At 43.7% G+C, this 20697-nt stretch carries 13 protein-coding genes; all 13 read right to left on the minus strand.

The window, feature by feature from the left end; translation table 11 throughout:
* Positions 1 to 11: 11 nt before the first annotated feature.
* Positions 12 to 1091 (minus strand): serine hydrolase domain-containing protein, encoded by a 1080-nt coding sequence (locus tag BLU33_RS15760; RefSeq protein ID WP_091374980.1) that lies wholly within the window; start codon positions 1089 to 1091, stop codon positions 12 to 14.
* A complete protein-coding gene (gene fucP / locus BLU33_RS15765) occupies positions 1091 to 2323 on the minus strand; it encodes an L-fucose:H+ symporter permease (RefSeq protein ID WP_091374983.1) in 1233 nt (410 codons plus the stop codon). The genes BLU33_RS15760 and fucP overlap by 1 nt, the downstream gene beginning before the upstream one ends.
* Before the next feature lie 63 nt (positions 2324 to 2386).
* On the minus strand, positions 2387 to 3577 hold the full coding sequence (locus tag BLU33_RS15770) for a glycoside hydrolase family 88 protein (protein ID WP_091374986.1): 1191 nt from the start codon (positions 3575 to 3577) through the stop codon (positions 2387 to 2389).
* Between the two features lie 38 nt (positions 3578 to 3615).
* Positions 3616 to 4404, minus strand: coding sequence for a DUF4350 domain-containing protein (locus BLU33_RS15775; protein WP_091374989.1), 789 nt, complete (start codon positions 4402 to 4404; stop codon positions 3616 to 3618).
* Positions 4405 to 4438: 34 nt separating this feature from the next.
* Positions 4439 to 5650 (minus strand): alginate lyase family protein, encoded by a 1212-nt coding sequence (locus BLU33_RS15780; protein WP_091374992.1) that lies wholly within the window; start codon positions 5648 to 5650, stop codon positions 4439 to 4441.
* A 12-nt stretch (positions 5651 to 5662) separates the two neighbouring features.
* Entirely contained in the window at positions 5663 to 7504 is a 1842-nt protein-coding gene (locus BLU33_RS15785; RefSeq protein WP_091374996.1) for a right-handed parallel beta-helix repeat-containing protein, read from the minus strand.
* A 60-nt stretch (positions 7505 to 7564) separates the two neighbouring features.
* Positions 7565 to 7777, minus strand: coding sequence for a hypothetical protein (locus BLU33_RS15790; protein ID WP_091374999.1), 213 nt, complete (start codon positions 7775 to 7777; stop codon positions 7565 to 7567).
* Positions 7778 to 7898: 121 nt separating this feature from the next.
* Entirely contained in the window at positions 7899 to 9524 is a 1626-nt protein-coding gene (locus tag BLU33_RS15795; RefSeq protein WP_197684512.1) for a hypothetical protein, read from the minus strand.
* A 56-nt stretch (positions 9525 to 9580) separates the two neighbouring features.
* On the minus strand, positions 9581 to 11614 hold the full coding sequence (locus tag BLU33_RS15800; protein ID WP_091375005.1) for an alginate lyase family protein: 2034 nt from the start codon (positions 11612 to 11614) through the stop codon (positions 9581 to 9583).
* A gap of 28 nt (positions 11615 to 11642) precedes the next feature.
* The gene (locus BLU33_RS15805; RefSeq protein ID WP_091375008.1) at positions 11643 to 13301 is read right to left on the minus strand and encodes a hypothetical protein; all 1659 of its coding nucleotides are present in this window, start codon (positions 13299 to 13301) and stop codon (positions 11643 to 11645) included.
* A 248-nt stretch (positions 13302 to 13549) separates the two neighbouring features.
* A complete protein-coding gene (locus BLU33_RS15810) occupies positions 13550 to 17644 on the minus strand; it encodes a two-component regulator propeller domain-containing protein (protein ID WP_091375012.1) in 4095 nt (1364 codons plus the stop codon).
* Between the two features lie 328 nt (positions 17645 to 17972).
* Positions 17973 to 19256 (minus strand): alginate lyase family protein, encoded by a 1284-nt coding sequence (locus BLU33_RS15815; RefSeq protein ID WP_091375015.1) that lies wholly within the window; start codon positions 19254 to 19256, stop codon positions 17973 to 17975.
* Between the two features lie 85 nt (positions 19257 to 19341).
* Positions 19342 to 20658 (minus strand): IPT/TIG domain-containing protein, encoded by a 1317-nt coding sequence (locus tag BLU33_RS15820; RefSeq protein ID WP_091375017.1) that lies wholly within the window; start codon positions 20656 to 20658, stop codon positions 19342 to 19344.
* Positions 20659 to 20697: the final 39 nt, after the last annotated feature.

The following is a 20697-nucleotide window of genomic DNA, read 5'->3' on the forward strand; positions in this document are numbered from 1 at the left end:
TTATTCCCCATTTATTTTTTTTCAATTATGTTCCTAACCAGCACAGGCAGTACAGGACTGCTCAAAAAAGGGTTGAAGCCGTTTTTCATCATGTCCACCCGCGCCAGGAAAAAGCCGTAAACATGGTGCTGCTTGTCTATCCACGGATAAGCACCAGCCCAGCTGGGGCTACTGATCAGCACCGCATTTCCTGCACTGTCAATCTCTTCACGCCATTCCCCTAAGCCGTAAATATCTGTACGATGGGTTTTTCGGACTTTCTCTACAAACTCACCGGGGTTTACTTTGGCATCTTTTACCTGGTCGGCCTGCATTTCCCTGATGGCTTTTGCAGACAGGATGCGCCTGCCGTTGAATACACCATCGTTACTGATCATATTTAGGAAATTAGCATAATCCTGTAAACTGCTCCGGGCACCGCCGCCTAACATTGGGCTTTGACCTCCCACATCGCTCACAGGTGTAAAATGGGTGAGGCTCATGTTTAAAGGCCGGGCAATTTTTTCCTGGAATATGGTTTCCCAATCCTTGCCAGTTGCCAGTTCGGCCATGCGACCGGCTACCTGCATGGCAAGGCCGCCATATTTAAATTTTGTGCCGGGCAGAGTATCAGCTGGCAAGGGGATGATATGATCTACGGATTCTTTTAGCGTTTGATAGTTATCTGTAGGGTTGCCTTTAGGCTGATAATCAGGATAACCGGCCGTATGCGATAGCAATTGCCGCAAGGTGGCATCGCCTTTGCTGCCGCTAATTTCGGGGATCCATTTTTTTACCGGATCATCCCATGATAGCTTGCCTTCGTCAACCACTGCGGCAATAGTAGCGGCGGCCAGCCATTTTCCGGCTGAAGCGATATAGGCTATTGTTTCGGGCGTATAGTTACCGAAGTATTTTTGATGGATCAGCTGGTTGTTTTCGACTATGATAATAGATGCACCTTTGTAGTAACCACTATCAACCCAGGCTGATATTTTATTATCCAAAGCAGAAAAATCATAGCCTTTTTTTACCGCTTGCTGTGCCCTGCCTTTCGGCATTGCAAAAATGAAGCTGACAGCCAGCAGAAAACCTGTAACCCTCAACCTCATCAGTATTTCACTTTATAGAACCGGTATGCAAAAAGAAAGATAACCAGGTAGCAAATCACCGGCAGGTAATATGCCTGGGCAACGTTATGATTAGCAATCTGCCCCATGATCAGCGGGAAAAATGCACCGCCGACTACGCCCATAGATATGAATGAGGATGCCTGCTTCGTATGTTCTCCCAGGTTCTTCAATCCGAGGCTAAAAATGGTCGGGAACATGATACTGAAGAAAAAGTTGATCATCATCAGCGCGATATAAGAAGACCACCCCCATCCCTGGGCGACAATAAGACACATCAATATACTACCACAGGCAAACGATGCCAATAATTTATTTGGCGCGATATAGGTCATCAATGAAGTACCTACGATACGCCCAAGCACCATCATACCCATAAAAACGATCATCAGATAACCTGCCTTCTCACTGCTAAAATGCATGACATCAACGCCGTAATTAATAAAATAAGCCCAGGTACCTGCTTGCGCCGCTACGTTAAAGAACTGTGCAGCACAGGCCCATATAAAATGCTTATGCTGATACAGTTTCCTGGCGGGATCAACATCTACATTGATGGCTGCCGCGTCGATAGTAGCTGTGTCAACATGCGGATCTGTTAGAGCCGGTATTTTTAAAAACACAAATACAACTGCGATAAGCAGGATTACACAGCCTATGGCCACATATAATGTTTTTACCGAAGTGAGATCAGTTGAGTGTACGTTATCCGTGCTTAACAGGAACATGGAGCCTATAGCCGGACCGATCATTGTGCCTACTGCATTAAATGTTTGCGCAAAATTGATACGCTGGTCGCTTCGGCGCTGATCGCCTAAAGCTGCTGCAAAAGGGTGTGCAACCGTTTCCAACGTTGCCATTCCGCAACCCATAATAAATAAGGCTATCCTGAAAAAACTAAAGGAGAATGCGTTTGCAGCCGGTACAAACAGAAATATACCACCAGCAAATAGCAGCAACCCCATTAAAACACCGGCTTTATAACCAAACTTCTTTAAAAAATAGCCTGCCGGGATACTCATAATAAAATAAGCTCCAAAAACGGACATCTGAATATATCCGGATTTAGATTTTGAAAGGTTCAGCACATTTTGAAAATGTTTGTTGAGCACATCACTCATGGAGTGTAATACGCCCCACATTAAAAAAAGCGAGGTCACAAAAATGAAGGTTACAATAAATCTCTTCTCGGTAAAGGCCGGTTTGTTTGTCATTGGATTTTAGCGTTTATAAAAGGCATGAATAATTACGATTAATTGCTTACCCGCCGGTATTCATTAATATTTTAGGTTTTTAAGGCGGAGTAAGGCTTCAAGGTAATAATAATCGGCGTAAATAATAGAAGCATCTATCTCACTGCCTGCCGGATGGTGGCCGGTTGAATGTAATAAGAATGCGCTGTTCACATTACCACCCTGGTATTGCGGTGATGATAAAACGGCAAGCATTTCAATGGCTTGTTTACGGTAATACTCCGCTTTTACCTTATCAGTTACAAAGCCCGACAGCTCTAATAATGCCGATGCCGTTACCGCAGCTGCCGACGCATCACGGGGGGCGTTTGGTATTGCCGGATCATCAAAATCCCAATAAGGTATATGATCGGCAGGCAGGCGGCGCAGGTAAACATCGGCTACCTTTTGTGCAAAATCCAGGAAATCAGGCTTTTTAGTTTCCCGGTAACACATGGTAAAACCATAGATGGCCCATGATTGCCCACGGGCCCACATAGAGTTATCAGCATACCCCTGATGGGTAACGCCTTTGATCTTTTTCCCGGTTACTGTATCATATACTACCACATGATAGGCGGAATAATCGGGCCTGAAATGATTTTGCATGGTGGTTTCAGCATGTTTTACGGCAATATCATACAGTCGCTGCCCGCCGCCATTTTTGGAAGCCCAAAACAACAGTTCCAGGTTGATCATATTATCAATAATGGTGTTATGCGGCCAGCCCATCTTTTTCACCTGTGAGGGCCACGACAATATGGTACCTACTTTTGGATTAAAGAGCGTAGCCAGTGAGTCGGCCGATTTTAGTATTACTGCCTTGTACGCGGGATCTTTTGTAAGGCGATAGCCATTCCCAAAACTGTTGAATACCATAAAGCCCAGGTCATGGTCGAACCCGCTGTGTACAGCAAGCGGGGCCAGCTCCCTTGTATATTTATCCGCTGCTATTTTCCATTTTTCATCGTGTGTGGCTTCATATAAATTCCATAAAATACCCGGCCAGAAACCGCTGCACCAATCGTTATAATTTACATAATGCCAACTAGTTTTATCATGATTGATGCTGCGCGGAAGGTTATTCAGCGTATCAGCGGGAGCGGCAGCCAGGGTCTTCTCCGCCTGCACAGCACAGTACTTTATTGCCTCTGCGGGTTTAAACTGGGCATAAGCAGTTTGCAAAGTGAGTAATAAGATGCTTAAGACGGATGCTTTTATGACTAGATTCCTCATGGGTATCAATATATTTATGAGAATGGGTATTATAATTTTTATTTTTTATCTGCAGCCTTGCTTAATAGCCATACAACCAGGTCATCAGCTCCTTTATCATTGGTAAACCCGGCAGGTAAACGTCCGTTAACATATTCGTTATATAGCCACGGATCGCCCACGGCCAATACTACTCCCTTACCATAAGTAGCACTTGCCATAATAATTGATTTGCCCGACCATAGCTCAGCTTTGGCAGGGCCGCTTACGGTAATCGCGCAGGCATCCTTCATAAAAAGTTTGGTGGAAGTTTTAAATATGGGATGATTTTCTGTTGGTATGGCGCCATCTTCAAAATGCTGATCATTGATCACGTGGCTGATCAGATCGTCGGTAAAATGCATCCCGAACTTTTTGGCCAGCGTATTAAAATGAGGGAGTTCTACGTTGGCACTATCGTTAGCCATCAGGAGCAGCACACCGCCATTTTTCACCCATTCACTGATGACCTGTACATTATCGGGAAATATATACTTTGGATTAGGGCTTTCCTTTTTGGTATCCGGATCCACAATAATGTATATGGCTGTTTTTTTAAGATTTTCAGCTGTGGGAGCAGTATATAACGTTGTTAATGCCGCACCATGCTTTTTAAAAACATCCGCCAAAATGGAAAAGCCATTGTTATCTGTTTCTTCCCATTTATAATGATAGGACTCCAATGCGCCGACGGCGTCCATCCGATGTTCATCGTTAAAATAGGAGTCGAGTGTTACCAGTTTCGACTGCGCTTTAGCCGTCATATTAAAAACCAGTAAAATAATGATTGCTGTTATTAATTTTTTCAATTTATGATTTATTAAGATGTACAATTGTCTTCTATTAATTCGCTTGCAATGAAAATAACAGGGTGCCATAGCCAGGATTATCAGCATTGAACCCCGCTCCTTCTGGCCTTAATTTGTCGGCGGCCATTTGCGTGTATTTATATTCACCGGCAGGCAATTTTGCCCTGTATTTATAATGATTCAGCACCATTTCATATATCGAGCGCAACTTTCCCCGCCCGTTATCAGAAATATGGGTTGCCGGGAATCTTCCGCTTATATCTGTATAAGGCTGAAAAGGCACATCCTCGCCGAGGTTGTATTTTGCAGCATATTCAAAACCTTTTAACAGCCGGTTATTGTTTGCACCGTACATATCCATGCCCTGGCTCCAGCCAATTTCACACATCTCTGATAAATGGCCAATCCCTAATTGCGTATGTGCCTGATCCCTTCCACTTTCCTGAACCTGCCCGGTTTCATTAATAATATAATGGGGTAGACTGCCATTACCAGGGCCCTTGTAGAAAAAATCAACAGCTTTGTTGAAAAGTGCGTGATCATCACAAAATACGCCAATGGCCATCATTTCTTTCATACAAGCCAAATCCCAATTGCCGTGTGCCCATAATGCGAAGTATTGAATAGGCGGATAAAAGACCCGCATAAACATGTCCTGGCATCGTTTAGTATCAGCGGGTGCCCATCCGGGATAAGTACGCATAATTTCGGCGGCGCTGGTCATTTTAAATCCGCACAGCCCCGCCCCAAGCTCTACGTCCGTACCGTCAAAAACCTTGAGGGTTGCCGACCAGGCATTTAGTATTTCTATGGCTTTTTTCGCGTGGGCATCATCCCCTGTTATGGCCCACATTAATGCATTCTGATAAGCAGCGCACACATCTTTTTCCAGGTCGCCTATGTTTTTGCCAGCTCCCGCGAGCAAGCTCCGTTCCACATGTTCCGCAGGATGAGGAACCCAATCCGCGCTTGAATAAGGGCTCGCCTTAAATACGGCAAAGCCGCTTTTCCAGGGTTCTATATCTTTTGCCACCATTTCCCTTATTCTTTGCAGGTCCTTTGCCGTATGCAAGAGCCCTGGATGTACGAAAGGTTGCGGGTGATAGGAAGCGGGACTATCCAATTTAAGCACCTGCGCCTGCAATTGATTAGCACAACAGTTCATCAGCAGCAATAGCATAACATATAAAGCTATCCGGGTATGCTTATCTTTTAAAAATCGTTCAGATCGGGATATAGTGTTCATCTTGCTGCCAGATTAATAAGCGAATAATAATGTTTGATTGTTATCCGAGGTTGCCCAATATTGATAAAACGGACCGGGGAAACCTGATAATGCATCCTTTGGCTTATGTTTAAAGTCTTCATTTATCGTGATGGCTTTCCCATTGGAGTATTCAAGATATTGCTTACTAAGGGCGAAGAACCCAATATACTCGGGGCTAAGTACTGGGCAGGTAACTTTCGGTATGGCTTTCAGATCCAGCATCAATTTTGCAGAATTAGCGGTATTGATCAGTGCAAAGCCTGCGTTTGCTGCTATAGTGTGACTTTGCTTATCTCCCCAGGCAGTTGGCAACGCACCCTGTATATAGGCGTTGTAATCAGCAAGGCAATCCGGGTCATTATTGAGCTTATCAAGGCCACTCTTTACAAACACATTACTGTACCAGCGGTCATCCATCGCCAGTGCGGGTATGGTTTGTTTGATGACCAGCGAATGCGGCAAAAAATTACTGGTAGCAAATGTACGCCCCGGTACTTTTTGATTGATAAAAGCGCAGTCATAAAATAAGTTCTGAACAAATACATTACCTTCTGCACTAATCATTTTTACGCCTTCACCGGTTGATTTTCCGGGGCCTGATATGATATTGTTATCGAATAACGCGGGGCCATGGCTATTATACAAGTAAATTGCGCTTTGACTGGTTTCGGTGATGACATTACGGCTAATACGTGCCCCCTGAAAAAGCGGACCAAGATAAATGCCATAGCCCGTGCCATGTACCCTGCGGATCAGGTTATGGCTGATCAAGACATCCACGGCAAGCGCAAGCCGAATGCCTGCTATCTCATTGCCCGGAAAGTCATTGTTTGAGTTGATATCTTCAATCAAATTATCGGCAATTATACTTTGTGTGCCATGCAGCAGGCCAAATATCCCGGCCTGCCCGCAATAGGATATATGATTGTGGGTGATGGTATCATGACCAACAGTTGAGATATCCTGTGAAAGATCACGATATTCCGGATTTCCCGGACTGGAACCGGGGTAATCATGTCCTGTTTGCCCAATAGAGATCGCTACAGATTTACAATAGCTGAGTGAACAATTTTTTATGACCCAATGCGTACCACCATTTGCATTGATAGCGCCCGGCTGCACACCATTAACAAAGGCAGGCGCGCTGGCAATCTGAGCGATCTTCAAACCATCAATAACTATAAAACTTATTCCCGGTTTTTCCGCGGCGAAGGCTGAGGGTCTTACATTGATCTCTGTCAATTTCTGATTGGGGTCATTTGCACCGAAATTCGCAGTGATGATGGTTTTACCATTTTCCTGGCTGGTAAACCAGCTGTAGATCACCCGTTCAACATCGCCCTTCATCTTTTGCTCGTTAAGTAGTTTGTTATCCAGATAAACCTCGCCTAAATGCCGGTAGGAAGAATCACGGTTGATCCATTCTTTAAACGGATTAGTTCCATTAAAAAAATCGTCATTAATCGTCGCACGCCATGTGCGGCCATGTGCCTTTACCCATGTTCGTACCCTTTCAGAACCTTTGATGATAACCTCCTCACCCGGTGAGGCGCTATAAGAAATTGCTGCGCCTGGCGAGCCGCCTTTATGGAAAATGACCATTTCACGGTAAGTTCCCTTATATATAATAATTCTGTCGCCGGGAAGAGCTATAGATTCGGCCTTTGTAATGGTTAGTACGGGAGAACTTGCATTACCTGAATTTTTATCGTTGCCGGATTTTGCTACATAGATGCTCCTTGGATTCGCTAACACAGCAAATGGCATCAGGCAGGCTATACCCCAAAATAAGGTGAATATTATTGGTTTTATGAAAGCGGTTTGCATTTTCATCAAACGTGTTATAAGTTCATTAATGATAGTCAAATTTACAATCTTAAAGTATCTTACTAATTATAATATTCTTGTTATCTTCCGGTTTAAACCATTGGCCTGATGATCATAATCGATGCGGTAAACCAATTTCCCTTGTGTATCAAGACCAATATGTAATACCGTAGACCTATCCGGGGAAACTACCTGATAATCTTTCCCGGCCCAGGCAAAACTGTTATCATAACTTAACAATATAAGAATAAGCAAAAACGAGAAAACTAAATATTTCATCGAAAACAGACCTGGGTAAATGGTTATTTAAATCGGTGGCTAAAAGTATCTATTAACACGTATACGTAAGGGGGTTAAACAGGTCAAACAAGGGGGATTTATTATAGCAGGAAGTTCAGCCTTAATAAATATTAAAGCTTTGTGTAACCGGTTCTGCGGATTTTAGCTTGGGCGCATTAGTTTTACCCCATTGCCAGGCCACAACGGTAACCTTAACCGGGTACTTTGTCCGTGGTGGGATTTTAGTAAATATCAACCTGTTATCGTCTATTTCGGCAGGGCCTTCTTTAACATAATAATAAACCTTCTCCCCGGCACTGGAGCTGGCTTTTAGTTCAATATACTTCTGTTTTGAAGATTGATCGGCGATAGCCGGGAAACTGATCTGCTGATCATCTCCTTCATGATTACGTACCGGTATTTTAAGATTGGCCTGCTGTACTGTTGATTTATAGATTTTGTCGCCGGGGCTGCTGGCCATTAGCCATATATCGCCCGAACGTCTGGGATTATTAAATCCCATTCTGTAAAAAGAAATGCGGAAAGTGGTATCATCTACTTTTTCTATCGGGCCACAGATCCTGGTAATATTGATCTTGCCGTTTGCATGTTTGTCGGTAGCGGTTCGTGCCTGTGCAGAATCTTTAAATGCGGTGCTGAGATTAAAGGTTATCCCATCAGCATGCGGAATAAATTCTATTTTGTTACCTGCGAAGGAATTGCCGCCCGAAAGCAAATCGCCATGCTGTTTAAAACCTACATATTGCCTGACTTTCCCGCGGGCCGCATCATAATAGCTTTCTGTGGCCTTTGCCATTTCCTTATCAAACACCCAGAACGCTTCTCTGCGATCTCCTGTATAATCTTTAAATGGCGCAGCTGGTGCATGCAATGGTTTATCCAATCGCCAGCGGTCAACAAGCCAGCCTGTTGCCGGGTCAACCGGCCTTAGTACTGCGGGGCCATCCAGCGGCATTGCAGTTGGCAGCCGATTTTCTGCCGCCTTTTTCAAAAAAAAACACAGAAAATGGATTAGTTCATCAGAATAATCAAAGTGACCATGCCCGGCATCTGCAAGAAACGCCAGTGCCGCGTGTGGATGATCGTTTCTATATTGCATTGCCGGTAATATCCGTTGTTCGCCCCATTCGTATTCTCCCATTACCATCAGTGCAGGTATACCATCAATATTACGTTGCCCCCAATTGGGGTTTGGTTTTCCGCTGCCGGTATGCGTGGTTAAAGGTGCATCGCCATGTACAGATAATATGGCCAGTGTGCGGTCCGGATCCCAGGCACCAAAATCCCAGGGATAGCTTGCTGCCGCAGAGTGGCCGATAGGTACCACCGGGGCAAAAGCCAGCTCCTGGTAACCGGATACATTTGCGAGATCTTTCATCATCCCTTCAAAACACGCCGGTGTGGTTGTATTAAAGTCGAACACCATATCGATACTTGGGGTGATCCAAATTTCGGCAAACCCCAGATCAGTGAGCGTTTTACGAAACTCCGGATGTTCCAGTATACCTTCTTCCAGCATGTTATGCTGACCAATGACAACGCCTTTCACTTGTTTACAATTTGACGGGATCCATAAAAAGGCTGTAGGATGCTCATTGGTTTCCGAAGAAATCACACCTTTTACGTTGATAGACCATTGCCAAACGGCAGCCGTACAGGTATTGGCCGTCATTAAGAACAGTATGAACACCAAGCTCGAAAACTTACAGATCTTTTTTAAATACATGAAGGTTAAATTTAAAGGCATTCAACTGAACAATCTAAGATAACATCACTTATCATTTAATTTTTACTTAATGGCTCATTGTTGACTGATATTTGATCCAGTCGAACCGCCGTTGCCAATCCGGGCATGCCGGAGGCTACAAAAAAACCAATGTATAATTGGCTGTCAAACGAATTGCTTACTGTGCCTATCATTTTCCAGGTGATCCCATCGGTTGAATAATAGGCTGAGCATTTGTCGTTCTGCCGTTGCAGTTTAAGCCAGCAATAGCCGGTGAGCCTGCTAAAGGTAACTATAGACTCATCTTCCATTGGGACGTTCACAGCTGATAAAACTTTAGACCCGGCAGTGTTACGGAGTATCAATTTCAAATTCCATTGTGGTGCTTCAACCTGCCGGGATGCTTCCGGGCTCATCAGCAAAGAAACCTGTTTCGCATCAGCTTTCAGGCCCTGCCGCATGGTAAGGCCAAAACTGGTTAGCTGTGAACTGATCTGCGGCACGTAGCGGGCTATAATGGTACCATTCCCGGTTAACGGGCGATATAAGAATTGCCCTGAGTCATGTACACTGTCAATTAATGCCCCCTCGCCTTGTATGGTAAATGCGTTGCCATCAAATGCGACAGATCCCTGCTTAGCAGTATCCAATGCTGCTAAATTCCACCCGGCGGGAAGCGCTGAAGTTATCCCGACAGGATAAGCATCACTACTCTGCCCGGCATTATTAACTGCTGATACGGTGTAATAATAAGTTTTACCACGAATAGCATCGTGATCTCTGTAAACGGATTTTTTAATAGCGGAAGCAAGTATATTAAAAGCTCCTCGCGGGGACTCACTTCTTTTAACCGTATAACTGGCGACATTTACCGGTTCAATCCAACTGATTATATTTCCGTTTTCAGGTGTGGTTTTAGCTATCAGTCCAGCCGGAGGCGCTGGCGCTATAATAGCAGTTTTTTTGTTTGACGATCCTGACCTCGAATAAAGCAAGGTGCCAAAACCAACATTATCGCCTCCCGAGCCCTTTTGTTCCGGCCTTGTTTTCTCGGCAACCTGCTGTGTATACGGCGCCGGCAGCCCCATCCGGTTTACGTAGTGATTGTAAACCTGCTCATATATGGTGCGGAACCGTCCACGGCCTTCTAAGGATATCTGCTTATGCAGGTATTTGCCGCTTTTATCAATGACAGGAGTATAAGGCACGTCTAGTCCCAGGTTATATTTTGCAGTATATTCAAATCCCTTCAATAAAAGATTATCATCATAAGCATAAAGATTTAAACCCTGATGCCATGCGATCTCGGCACAATCAGCCAGGTGGGCGATACCCAGCTGGGTATGCTGCTGATCACGCCCGCTTTCCTGGCATTGGCCTGCCTCATTTATAATATAATTTGAAAGCCGGCCATTGCCTGCTCCGTTTACATAGTAACGCAGCGCGTCTTCAAAAATCGCCCTGTCGTTACAAAATACGCCTATGGCCATATCGGTTTTAATGGCAGCGCTGTCCCAATTACCATTGGCAAACAGTGCGTAATTTTTTATCACCGGGTAAATCACTTCTCTAAAGTGCTTTTCTGTCTTTTCAATATCGGCGGCTGACCACCCTGCATCGGTATAGCGCAATATTTCGGCTGCATTGATCATTTTAAACGGACCAAGGCCGGTCATCAATACAGCATCACGCCCGGTTATAGATTTCAGGGTGGATGACCATGCATTGATGATCTCCTCTGCCTTGGCGGCATATTCTTTTTTTCCGGTGATGACCCACATTATGGCATTCTGATAGGCTGCAGCGGCATCCGTATCGTATATATTTTGGCCTACGGTAGGGTTACGGCCAACCATGGTCATTGGCCCCTGCATTTGATAGGTATATTGCGATTGCGCGTCTGCCGCGAACACCAGATAGCCGCTGTATATCGGCTCTTGCTTATCTGCTACCGCTCGTTTTATTCTTTCAATATCTTCTGTATTTTGTAACAAGCCGGGGTGCGTAAAACCTTGCGCAATTGCACGGGAAAGACTGCCCACTAAAAACAGGCAGCAAATAATCGTTAATACTTTATGGATACATTTCATAGTGATAGAATACTGTTATTGCGCAGAACTATTTATTAATCCAGAACACCCGCTCAACCGGCTCAGCAGTTTGCAGTTTGGGCTCATTGCTGTTACCATATTGCCAGGCTACCACCGTAACCTTTATCGGGAATTTGCTTTTGGGTGGTATGGCCGTCAGGTCGAGGGTGTTACCATGTATTACCACTGGGCCATCCTGTACATAAAAGGATACCGGCACTTTCGCATCAGAAACCGCTTGTAACCTGACGTTTTTTGCGCCCGGCTTTTGATCCGCAACCGGTAAAAAGGTAATATGCTGTTCTCTGCCATCTTTATTGCGCGGCGGCACCAGCATCTGCGCCTGCTGAACAGCCGGTTTGTAGTGTTCATCGCCCGGATGTGTTGCAGCAAACCAGAGCTCGTAGCTGTGCGAATCCTGCCAGAAACCCTGCTGCGGGCTCAGCTGGAATGTGGAATCATCCACTTTAATAACAGGACCGGTTATCCGGTCAATAATAATCGGACCACCGCCGCTGGCATGCCCGATAGTACTGCCGACCGGCATATTTACCCACATCGCCAACCTCGGGCTTCCGCTGCCAACGGTATCGTAAAAAGCGGCATGCAATTTAAAGGTTATACCATCGGCTTCCGGTTCGAACTTCAGGTTAACCTGCTGGTGCGTATTATATTGGGCAACCATTTTACCGTCCTGAACATAGCCGATCAATTGTGGCTTCTGGAACCGGTGGATAGCCTCATATTTAACTGTTGCCTTAGCCATTTCCTCATCAAAGAACCAAAATGCCTGTTGCGGATTTCCCGAATATTGGCTGACCGGCCCTGCGGGGGCTTCCGGCTTTTGATCATATCGCCATTTATCAACCAGCCAACCGTTCTTCGTTGGATCAACCGGAATAAGTTTCGGGGCTGCATCATCTGGCGTATGCGCGGGGATCCGGTACTGCATTGCCTTTTTTATATACAGGGCGATATAGGCGCATTTTTCATCGGTAGCGGCAAAATGCCCTTGTGCAGGGCTGGCCAGCATACTTAACGGCATTAAAGGGTGCTGCTGCCTTTCCAGCAAGCCCTCAGCCGACCAGGTATTAGCTGCCTCGTATTCGCCCATGGTTTCCAGGCAGGGAATAAAATCAATAGTTTGTTTACCCCATATATCGGGGGCAAATGAGGGGTGCCGGAAATAGGGCCATTGTCCGCTAACAGAGATAGCTGCCAATGCTCTTTCGGGGTTCCAGGCCGCCATATAATAAGGCGAACTGGCAGCAGCAGAATGCCCCATACCAATAAAAGGCACGTAGCGAAGTTCTGTATATCCCGAGACATCTGCCAGATCATTCATAATTCCGTTAAATACATCACCTGCACCTTTATCAAAATTAAACATCAGGTCATATGCCGGGCTCACCCATACTTCGGCAACGCCGAGCCGGGCCATGGCTTTTCTGAAAATGGTGTTTTCCAGCACCGATTGCTCCTCCATGTTATTTTGCGCGAATATGACCGCTTTGATTTTTTTACAGTCAACGGGGATCCATAAATAAGCCCGTGATGGCACCTGCACATATTGTGTATGGCTAACCGGCACAGACCATTGCCAGTTTGACTGCTGTGCCCTGGCATCAGGAACGGATAGTAAGAAAGCCAGGGGATAAAAAAGATAAAAAAAGAGTCGTTTGTACATAGATGAAGAGCTGTTCTGTCAGCTAAATATTAACTTATGGCTGCAAATTTTTATTACGTAATTTAATTGGTTATAAAGTGCTAAGGTAAATGCGACGCGGAAAAATAAAGGGTGGTAAATGGGTCTAAAAAGGGGGTAAAACTGTACTTGGGTATTATTCATGATACAGCGCATTTATTTTCGTTTTTTCTTTTTCGCGATAGCAAAAACTTTAAAAAATATACAGCTATTAACCAGATAAGCAGCTATTAAACCCTGCTTTTTTGGTGGGATATTCCCGAGTTTAAGTTGTGGCTGTTAATAAATGTCTTCCGGTATTTCTTTATAAATTCGGATGGGTTCATTTCAAACAATTTGTGGAATTGTTCCCTGAAATATTTAATATCCTGGAACCCTATTCTAAATGATATCTCTTTAATCTGAAGATCCGTTTGTATCATCAGTTCAGCCGCCTTTCTCAACCTGATATACCTGATGAATTCCGTGCTGGACAGGCCCGAAATCGATTTAATTTTCCTAAATAGCTTTGACCGGCTCATCCCAATTTCGTCAGTAAAAGTTTTCAGGGAAAATGTCTCGTCGTCCAGGTGATCTTCCACAATCGAAATACATTTTGACAGAAAATCGCTGTACTCCGCAGGGATCTTTAAGCTGTTGTTCTTTAGCGTGATCTCATTGAAGAAATAATTCTTCAGCGTATCCCTTCCCTTTAACATGCTTTTGATCCGGGCAACCAGCAATTCATTCTCAAAAGGCTTGGTTATATAATCATCCGCACCGCATTCTATGCCTTTTAATTTAATTTCCGGTGATGAACTGCCGGTCAGCAGGATGACCGGAATATGGCTGAATGACGGAGACTCCTTTATTTTTGAGCAGAATTCCACCCCACTCATGCCCTTCATAACAACATCGCAAACAATAATATCCGGCTCATTTTCAAGCACAATTTCAAATCCCTTTTCTGTATTGGGCGCTTCGTAAACGGTATAGTCGTCTTTCAATAAATTTTTAAGGTAAGCCCGTACCCCGGCATCGTCATCAATTAATAATATAACGGGGCGCTTGTTCACAATTCCTTCCAATAGCTCGTCAACATGATCATTATTTGATTTTAGACTATCATGCGTTTCATCGCCCTCGGTAATAAGCTCTTTAAGCAGGGAGTTGGTATTAGCAATTGAATGATGTACATACTCATCGGGCAGTAGTTGCTGATCTGCCTTCGGAAATACGATCTTAAAGGTTGTACCTGCACCTATCTGGCTGGTATAGGTCAAACTGCCTTTGTGCAGGTCCATATATTTCTTTGCCAGAAACAAGCCTATTCCAAATCCGCTTTCCTGCATAATTTCATCAGCATTATGAAAACGGTAGAATTTTTCAAATAATTTGTCGCCGGTTTCTACCGGAATACCATGCCCTGTATCTTTTACCAGGATCTCTATCGTCTGATCATTCTCATTTACTTCAAGGCTGATTTTCCCGTCATTTGGTGTATACTTTATCGCGTTAGAAAGTAAATTAAACAGCACTATTTCGAATTTTTCCCGATCGGCAAATATTAAGGTTTCATTGTCGCTACAAGTAAAAGTATAGTCCAGATTCTTAGCTTTTACCTGGTTATTAAAACATAAAAAAATCTCGTAGCATACGTCCTTTAAATTTAACCATCCTGGCTTCAGATCTGATATTTCATTTTCAGAGCTTCTGAAAAGCAACAACTGATCGACCAAACTGAGCAGCCGCCGTGAATTACGATAAACCGCACTGATATCAACCAAATCCAGATTTACACCATTGCTGTGCAGCAAGTCTTTTATCGGGTTAACGATCAGTGTGAGGGGCGTTCTCAATTCATGCGAAATATTGGTAAAAAAAGCTATTTTCTTTTCGTTCAATTCCTTTACAAACTTTACTTCGTATTCTAGTTGCGATTGTTTTTTATGATAGAATATATAACCATATATAGCTGCCGCGATAATTAGCAGGTATAAAAGATAGGCCCACCAGGTTCTGTACCATGGTGGAAGCACATGTATTTGCAGGGATATTTCTTTCGGCATCCATTTTCCCTCTGCATTGGTACATTTTACCCTGAAAGTGTAGGTACCTTCATCCAGGTGGGTGTAATTCGCAAAACGTATGTTTTCTGAATAGGTCCATCCACGGTCCCAGCCATCCATAAAATAGGCATATTTAATTTTGTCAGGAGCTGTGTACTCCAGCGCGGTAAATTGAATAGAAAAGATGGCCTTATTATAGGGAACTTCTATCTCTTTTATTCTGTTTTCAGAAATCTTCTTAACCCATGATGCATTTTTTTCAAGCGGAACATTATTAATAGCTATTCCGGATAAGACCAATTCGGGATGATCACTGATATCATTCACACCTTCGGGTTGAAAAACATTAACGCCCTCTACTCCTCCGAATACCAGTTCACCGGTATGTAAAACAGCCTTCGAGTTATAATGAAACTGATTACTTTGTAAGCCATCACTTTTATAGTAATTTTTAAAAACTTTGGTTTGAGGATTAAACTTAGCCAATCCGTTAAAGGTGCTCAACCAAAGGTTACCCTCCTTATCTTCCAGTATATTTAATACAGAATTATTGCATAAACCATTCTCTGTAGTATAACGCGCCAGAATCCTGGACTTTACACGATCGAAAAGAACCAGTCCGCCACCTTCGGTACCAACCCAGAAGTTATGCTGACGGTCTTCGTAAATACTTCGTATATAATAGCCCAGCTCGTAAAAATGATTCTTCCGGTTTTGTTTGTCTATCTGTACCAGTTGCGTCAGCATCCCTGCCCAAAGTCTGTTCTGCTGGTCGGCCATTAAGCTCCATAAGTCAGAAAGATTGGTATCAAAGGCGATAAATCGGTTATTTGCCTTATCAAACCGATAAAGAGCACCATTAGTTCCATCCCCTTTTAACGTTCCGACCCAAAGCGTTTTATCAGCCAAACAAATGGTAGAAATTACCTTATTTTCGATGCCGCTAATGGGATTTATGCATTTATAGCGTTCAAAAGCATGCGAGGTACGGTCATACCTGTTGATGCCGTTAAAAAATGTACTTACCCAGATATTATTGTCATCGTCCTTAATAATATTTGTTACAAAATTGTCGCTGAGCGACCTGGGCTTGCCGGGCTGATTTTTAAATTGATTGAAAACATTTTTCTGTGGATTCCAAACCGCAATACCCGCTCCCTCCGTTCCTATCCACAAGTCATTGTTATCATCTTCATACATGCCATATGCAGATTTCTTGGGCAGTGAGTTAGGATTTCCCGGGTCATGTGTCAGGGTTTTAAACCGTTCTTTTTGCGGATCTATAATGTTAACGCCCCCATTAAGGATACCGATCCAAAACCGGCTGTCTTTATCCTGATATATGGTATAAACGGCGTCACTTGAAACAGGATTTTCAGCTTTATCCGTATTCTGGTAACTTACCCTGTGTGTTAGCGTATTATAAATATTGACCCCTCCCCCGTTAATGGCCATCCATAGCTGCCCTTTTTGGTCCAGTTTCATGTCAGAAACCTTATTAAAAGTAAGCTTGCCGGGTGCCTGGTCGAGGATTTTGACAACAGTATTTGATTGGCCATTGAACAAAAACAACCCATCTCCGGTGCCTATCCATATATTGTCGTCCTGGGGCTCGATGCAAAAAGCGCTACGTACCGCCTGGCTGATGACCGTTAACCGATGTTGGTCGGCACTAAGCTTGCACAGACCAACTTGGGGAACGAATACCCATGTTTCCCCCCTGCTGTTTATTTTGATCGACTGGACATCATAACCCCAAAATTGTTTATTACCGATGACTACCGGGATTTCGACAGGAAATTGGCTGTCCTCACTTTTAACCAGCATTCCCATTCCCAAAGTTCCCAGGAGCATATCCCCGCTAAGCCCTGATTTTATAACCCGGACACCGACTGTTATTTTCCTGACCTGCCCATCTGTTCTGGAGCGATAACTGACAGCTGAGAACTTACCGGACAGGTTATTATAAACGCATGCGCCGCCATGGGTCCCGATCCACATATTATAGGCATGATCTTCATCGATAGAAAAGATATAATTATTAATCAATGAGCTGGAATCAGCGAATTTATTGCGAAATATTTTAAAGCCATAGCCATCATACCGGTTAAGGCCATCATAAGAACCAAACCACATAAATCCTTCATGATCCTGGTAGATGCATCTGACAGAGTTATTTGACAAACCCTGATCGATCCCCAAAAATGATATTTGCTGACCTTGTGCAGGCCCGCAAATACCTAGAAAAAGAAGTATCAATAGTTTATAAAGTTTCATTGAGCACGAAAAATTGGCAATAAGTTTAATAGCCGATGATTGGCTATTAAACTTAATTTTTAATTAACAGTTCTGACAATTGATTATAACATAAATATAACCAAATTTTCAGGTTAAATTAAATGCTTTTATAGGTTACGAGCATTTTAATCATCGTTCCCATCACCGGGCATGAGCTTTGTGGCACACCAAACTACTATCAGGCCTATTACTACCCAAAGCGCAAAAAATGTCCGCATGATACCTTTTATTTAAAAACAGCTCCCCATATTAACCCGGGGATGCTGTTTTATATTTCACTTCACCCCCTCATGATGTGAAGCAATCTCTATGGCAGTGCGTATAACAAGGTACCTTCACCCAACTGATCAAATCCCCCGCTATTAGGGCCATAATCACCACCACCGCCTTCGGGCCGTGTGGTATTAACGCCCAACTGCGTGTAGGTGGCTGTTAAGCCTTTAATCTTTACATAATGATTGTAGGCTATTTCCCACATCGGCCTAACAGTTCCCCTGGAATCGGAACTTACAACAGTTTGTGTTACTGTAGTTTGGCAATTATAGTAGTTGTAATTGGTAAAAGGCACATCCAGGTTTGCTACATTATATTTTGCTTCGTATTCACAGGCTTTAAGGTACAGGTTATCATCAAATGAAAAGAAATCGTCACCCTGGTTCCAGGCCACCTGGAATATTGCTCCTAATAAGGCAATATCAAGTGTACAGTGCCCCTGGTCACGTCCGCTTTCTTCCATTTGCGCTAAGCCCGCATTGGCGCCTGTATATACATTATTAATGGCATACACCAGGTTCCCGTTGCTTTCGGCATGCTGCAGAAAATTGACAGCTTGATTATATATAACCCGCTTATCGGTCAAAATACCAATCGCCATAATGGATTGTAGGTTGCACAGGTCCCAACTTGACCAAAACAGCTGCCAGCAGCTATTTTGATGATGTAGCAAATAGTTATTCTCTTCGGAATAAAACACTTTGAGCATCCACTGCTGGTAAGCTATGAAATCAGCCGCTTTCCACCCCGTATAGCTTCTCATCATTTCACCGGCAACAGCAAACTGAAACCCATAAATTGCTGTCAGATCTATATTGGGATCACCACTTACCGCTGTACAGGTGGAAGCCCATGAATTAAGTATATAAATAACTCTGTCCGCAAACTGTGTATCGCCGGTTACCTGCCACCTGATAGCCAGTTGATAAGCTGCCGCCACATCATTCATAGCATTCGGATAATTATCGGGTAAAGGCTGCTCAGGAGAGCTGCCGCCCCTTATCAGTAGCGTTGTAGGGTTTGGATTATATGATGACTGTGCATGTGAATTGGCAATTAACTTGGCCCATGCGGAGGCCCAGGGCTCAGTACCTGCTGCAACCATCGCTTTAATGCGTGTAAAATCCGTAGTTGTAGCCAGGATGCCATTATGCTTCATGGGGACATTATCGGCAAGTGTATCGATGTATTTAATCGAACTTGTAGTTTTTTTTGTCGTTGTATCACCTGCCGGTGAAGCTCCGATTTTCTTGGAACACGAGACAAATGACAAGCAGCTAAAAGCCAACAAGGGAATATAAAAATATAATCTTTTCATGGTATAAATGCTTTGGTTATTAATTAATATTTATATCAAATAATTAAAGCGGGTCAAAACGAACCCGCTTTAAATTACTTTTTCATTATTTCTTATAGTAGAGGGTATAAACTTGGTTGGCACTTAATACATAATTGTATATCTGAAATTTATCTACACCGCCTGCATAATCCCAATTATTGGAATAATCGGAATGGGAGCCAATAAATGTATGGTCCATGGTAGCCAATGTTAAATCATAATTAGCGGGTAAGGCTATCGTGCCTATTACTGCACCGTCCATATACGTAATCATCTGATGGTTCGTTTTTGACGCTGTCAATACCATGTGGTGCCATCCTGTTTGTGGTATTGATTGGGAGGTTATCGAATTTGTCTCCTGATAGGTCCCGTTAATGTCATAAATATAGCGCGCCACAGCATTTTCACCGGCTGAATTCCACCAACTGGCGGCAGCAGCCAAAAGAGCTATTTGATTATTTTTCAGTGCGTTATTTGAAGTCCCGAAATCAAAAATCGGTTCAAAGTAAGTGGACGATAAATTCCCTGGGTGATACACCCAACAAGAAACGGAAAGCTCATTATATTGGCCAGCATTTGTCGGCAATACTATAGCCTGGTGAGTACCCCCATCTGCAACCAGATAGCCTGCAAGTGAAATAGCCTGGCCGTCAATGCCTTTAATAAAAGTGTACGGAGAACCTTTACCCTGGATATAGGTTGCCGCCGACCCACCAATAGTAGCATTTAGGTTACCTTCAAAATCTAACTGGTAAACAGGCGCCGCCACATAAGTAAGATAGGTGAAGGTTCCGGCCTGTACAGGGTACCCCCCTACGGATAGGATAAGTTTACCCGATGTGAAATTATTAGGCACTGTTGCTGTAATTAATGTATCATTCAGCACCGTATTTACAGTGCCGGGAGTGCCGTTAAAACTTAACGCAAGGTTTGCTACAACACTACCAAAACCTGTTCCTTTAAGGGTAATAACATCGCCCGGAGCGCCAGCATTCGAGCTAACAGACTTAACGACAGGCGGAGTAAGAACCGTAAAATGACCAATGGAATCCACAGTATGTGTCCAAACCTTTAAGGTTACCCGACCGCTGACCGCATTGGCAGGTACCTGAACCACAATCTGGTTATCCGTACATGATCTTATGGTATCGGCCTTTATGCCACCAAAAGAAACGGTCACCGCATTTGGATAGGTACCAAAGCTTTTGCCGGTGATAGTAACATTGGTTAAAGGGTAACCTGATGTGGGCGTCATGCCTGAAGGCAGCGGCGCGGGATAAGAGTAAACCGTTATATTGGCCGGTTTGTTGCAGCTAACATAACTGGCTATGATACAAAACATTGCCAGGAAATAGCTTATTTTTTTTAAATACGATTTCATGATATAAATATTTTAATATTTAATTTTCAACTTAAACAC

Origin of the sequence: Mucilaginibacter mallensis (assembly GCF_900105165.1) — a bacterium.
GTDB lineage: Bacteria > Bacteroidota > Bacteroidia > Sphingobacteriales > Sphingobacteriaceae > Mucilaginibacter > Mucilaginibacter mallensis.

What these genes read in the sequence shown, in the direction of transcription:
- BLU33_RS15815 (WP_091375015.1), bottom strand. Translation starts at nt 19,256, where the DNA reads ATGAAAAGATTATATTTTTATATTCCCTTGTTGGCTTTTAGCTGCTTG.
- BLU33_RS15780 (WP_091374992.1), bottom strand. Translation starts at nt 5,650, where the DNA reads ATGAACACTATATCCCGATCTGAACGATTTTTAAAAGATAAGCATACC.
- BLU33_RS15795 (WP_197684512.1), bottom strand. Translation starts at nt 9,524, where the DNA reads ATGTATTTAAAAAAGATCTGTAAGTTTTCGAGCTTGGTGTTCATACTG.
- BLU33_RS15790 (WP_091374999.1), bottom strand. Translation starts at nt 7,777, where the DNA reads ATGAAATATTTAGTTTTCTCGTTTTTGCTTATTCTTATATTGTTAAGT.
- BLU33_RS15805 (WP_091375008.1), bottom strand. Translation starts at nt 13,301, where the DNA reads ATGTACAAACGACTCTTTTTTTATCTTTTTTATCCCCTGGCTTTCTTA.
- BLU33_RS15760 (WP_091374980.1), bottom strand. Translation starts at nt 1,091, where the DNA reads ATGAGGTTGAGGGTTACAGGTTTTCTGCTGGCTGTCAGCTTCATTTTT.
- BLU33_RS15770 (WP_091374986.1), bottom strand. Translation starts at nt 3,577, where the DNA reads ATGAGGAATCTAGTCATAAAAGCATCCGTCTTAAGCATCTTATTACTC.
- BLU33_RS15810 (WP_091375012.1), bottom strand. Translation starts at nt 17,644, where the DNA reads ATGAAACTTTATAAACTATTGATACTTCTTTTTCTAGGTATTTGCGGG.
- BLU33_RS15785 (WP_091374996.1), bottom strand. Translation starts at nt 7,504, where the DNA reads ATGAAAATGCAAACCGCTTTCATAAAACCAATAATATTCACCTTATTT.
- BLU33_RS15820 (WP_091375017.1), bottom strand. Translation starts at nt 20,658, where the DNA reads ATGAAATCGTATTTAAAAAAAATAAGCTATTTCCTGGCAATGTTTTGT.
- fucP (WP_091374983.1), bottom strand. Translation starts at nt 2,323, where the DNA reads ATGACAAACAAACCGGCCTTTACCGAGAAGAGATTTATTGTAACCTTC.
- BLU33_RS15800 (WP_091375005.1), bottom strand. Translation starts at nt 11,614, where the DNA reads ATGAAATGTATCCATAAAGTATTAACGATTATTTGCTGCCTGTTTTTA.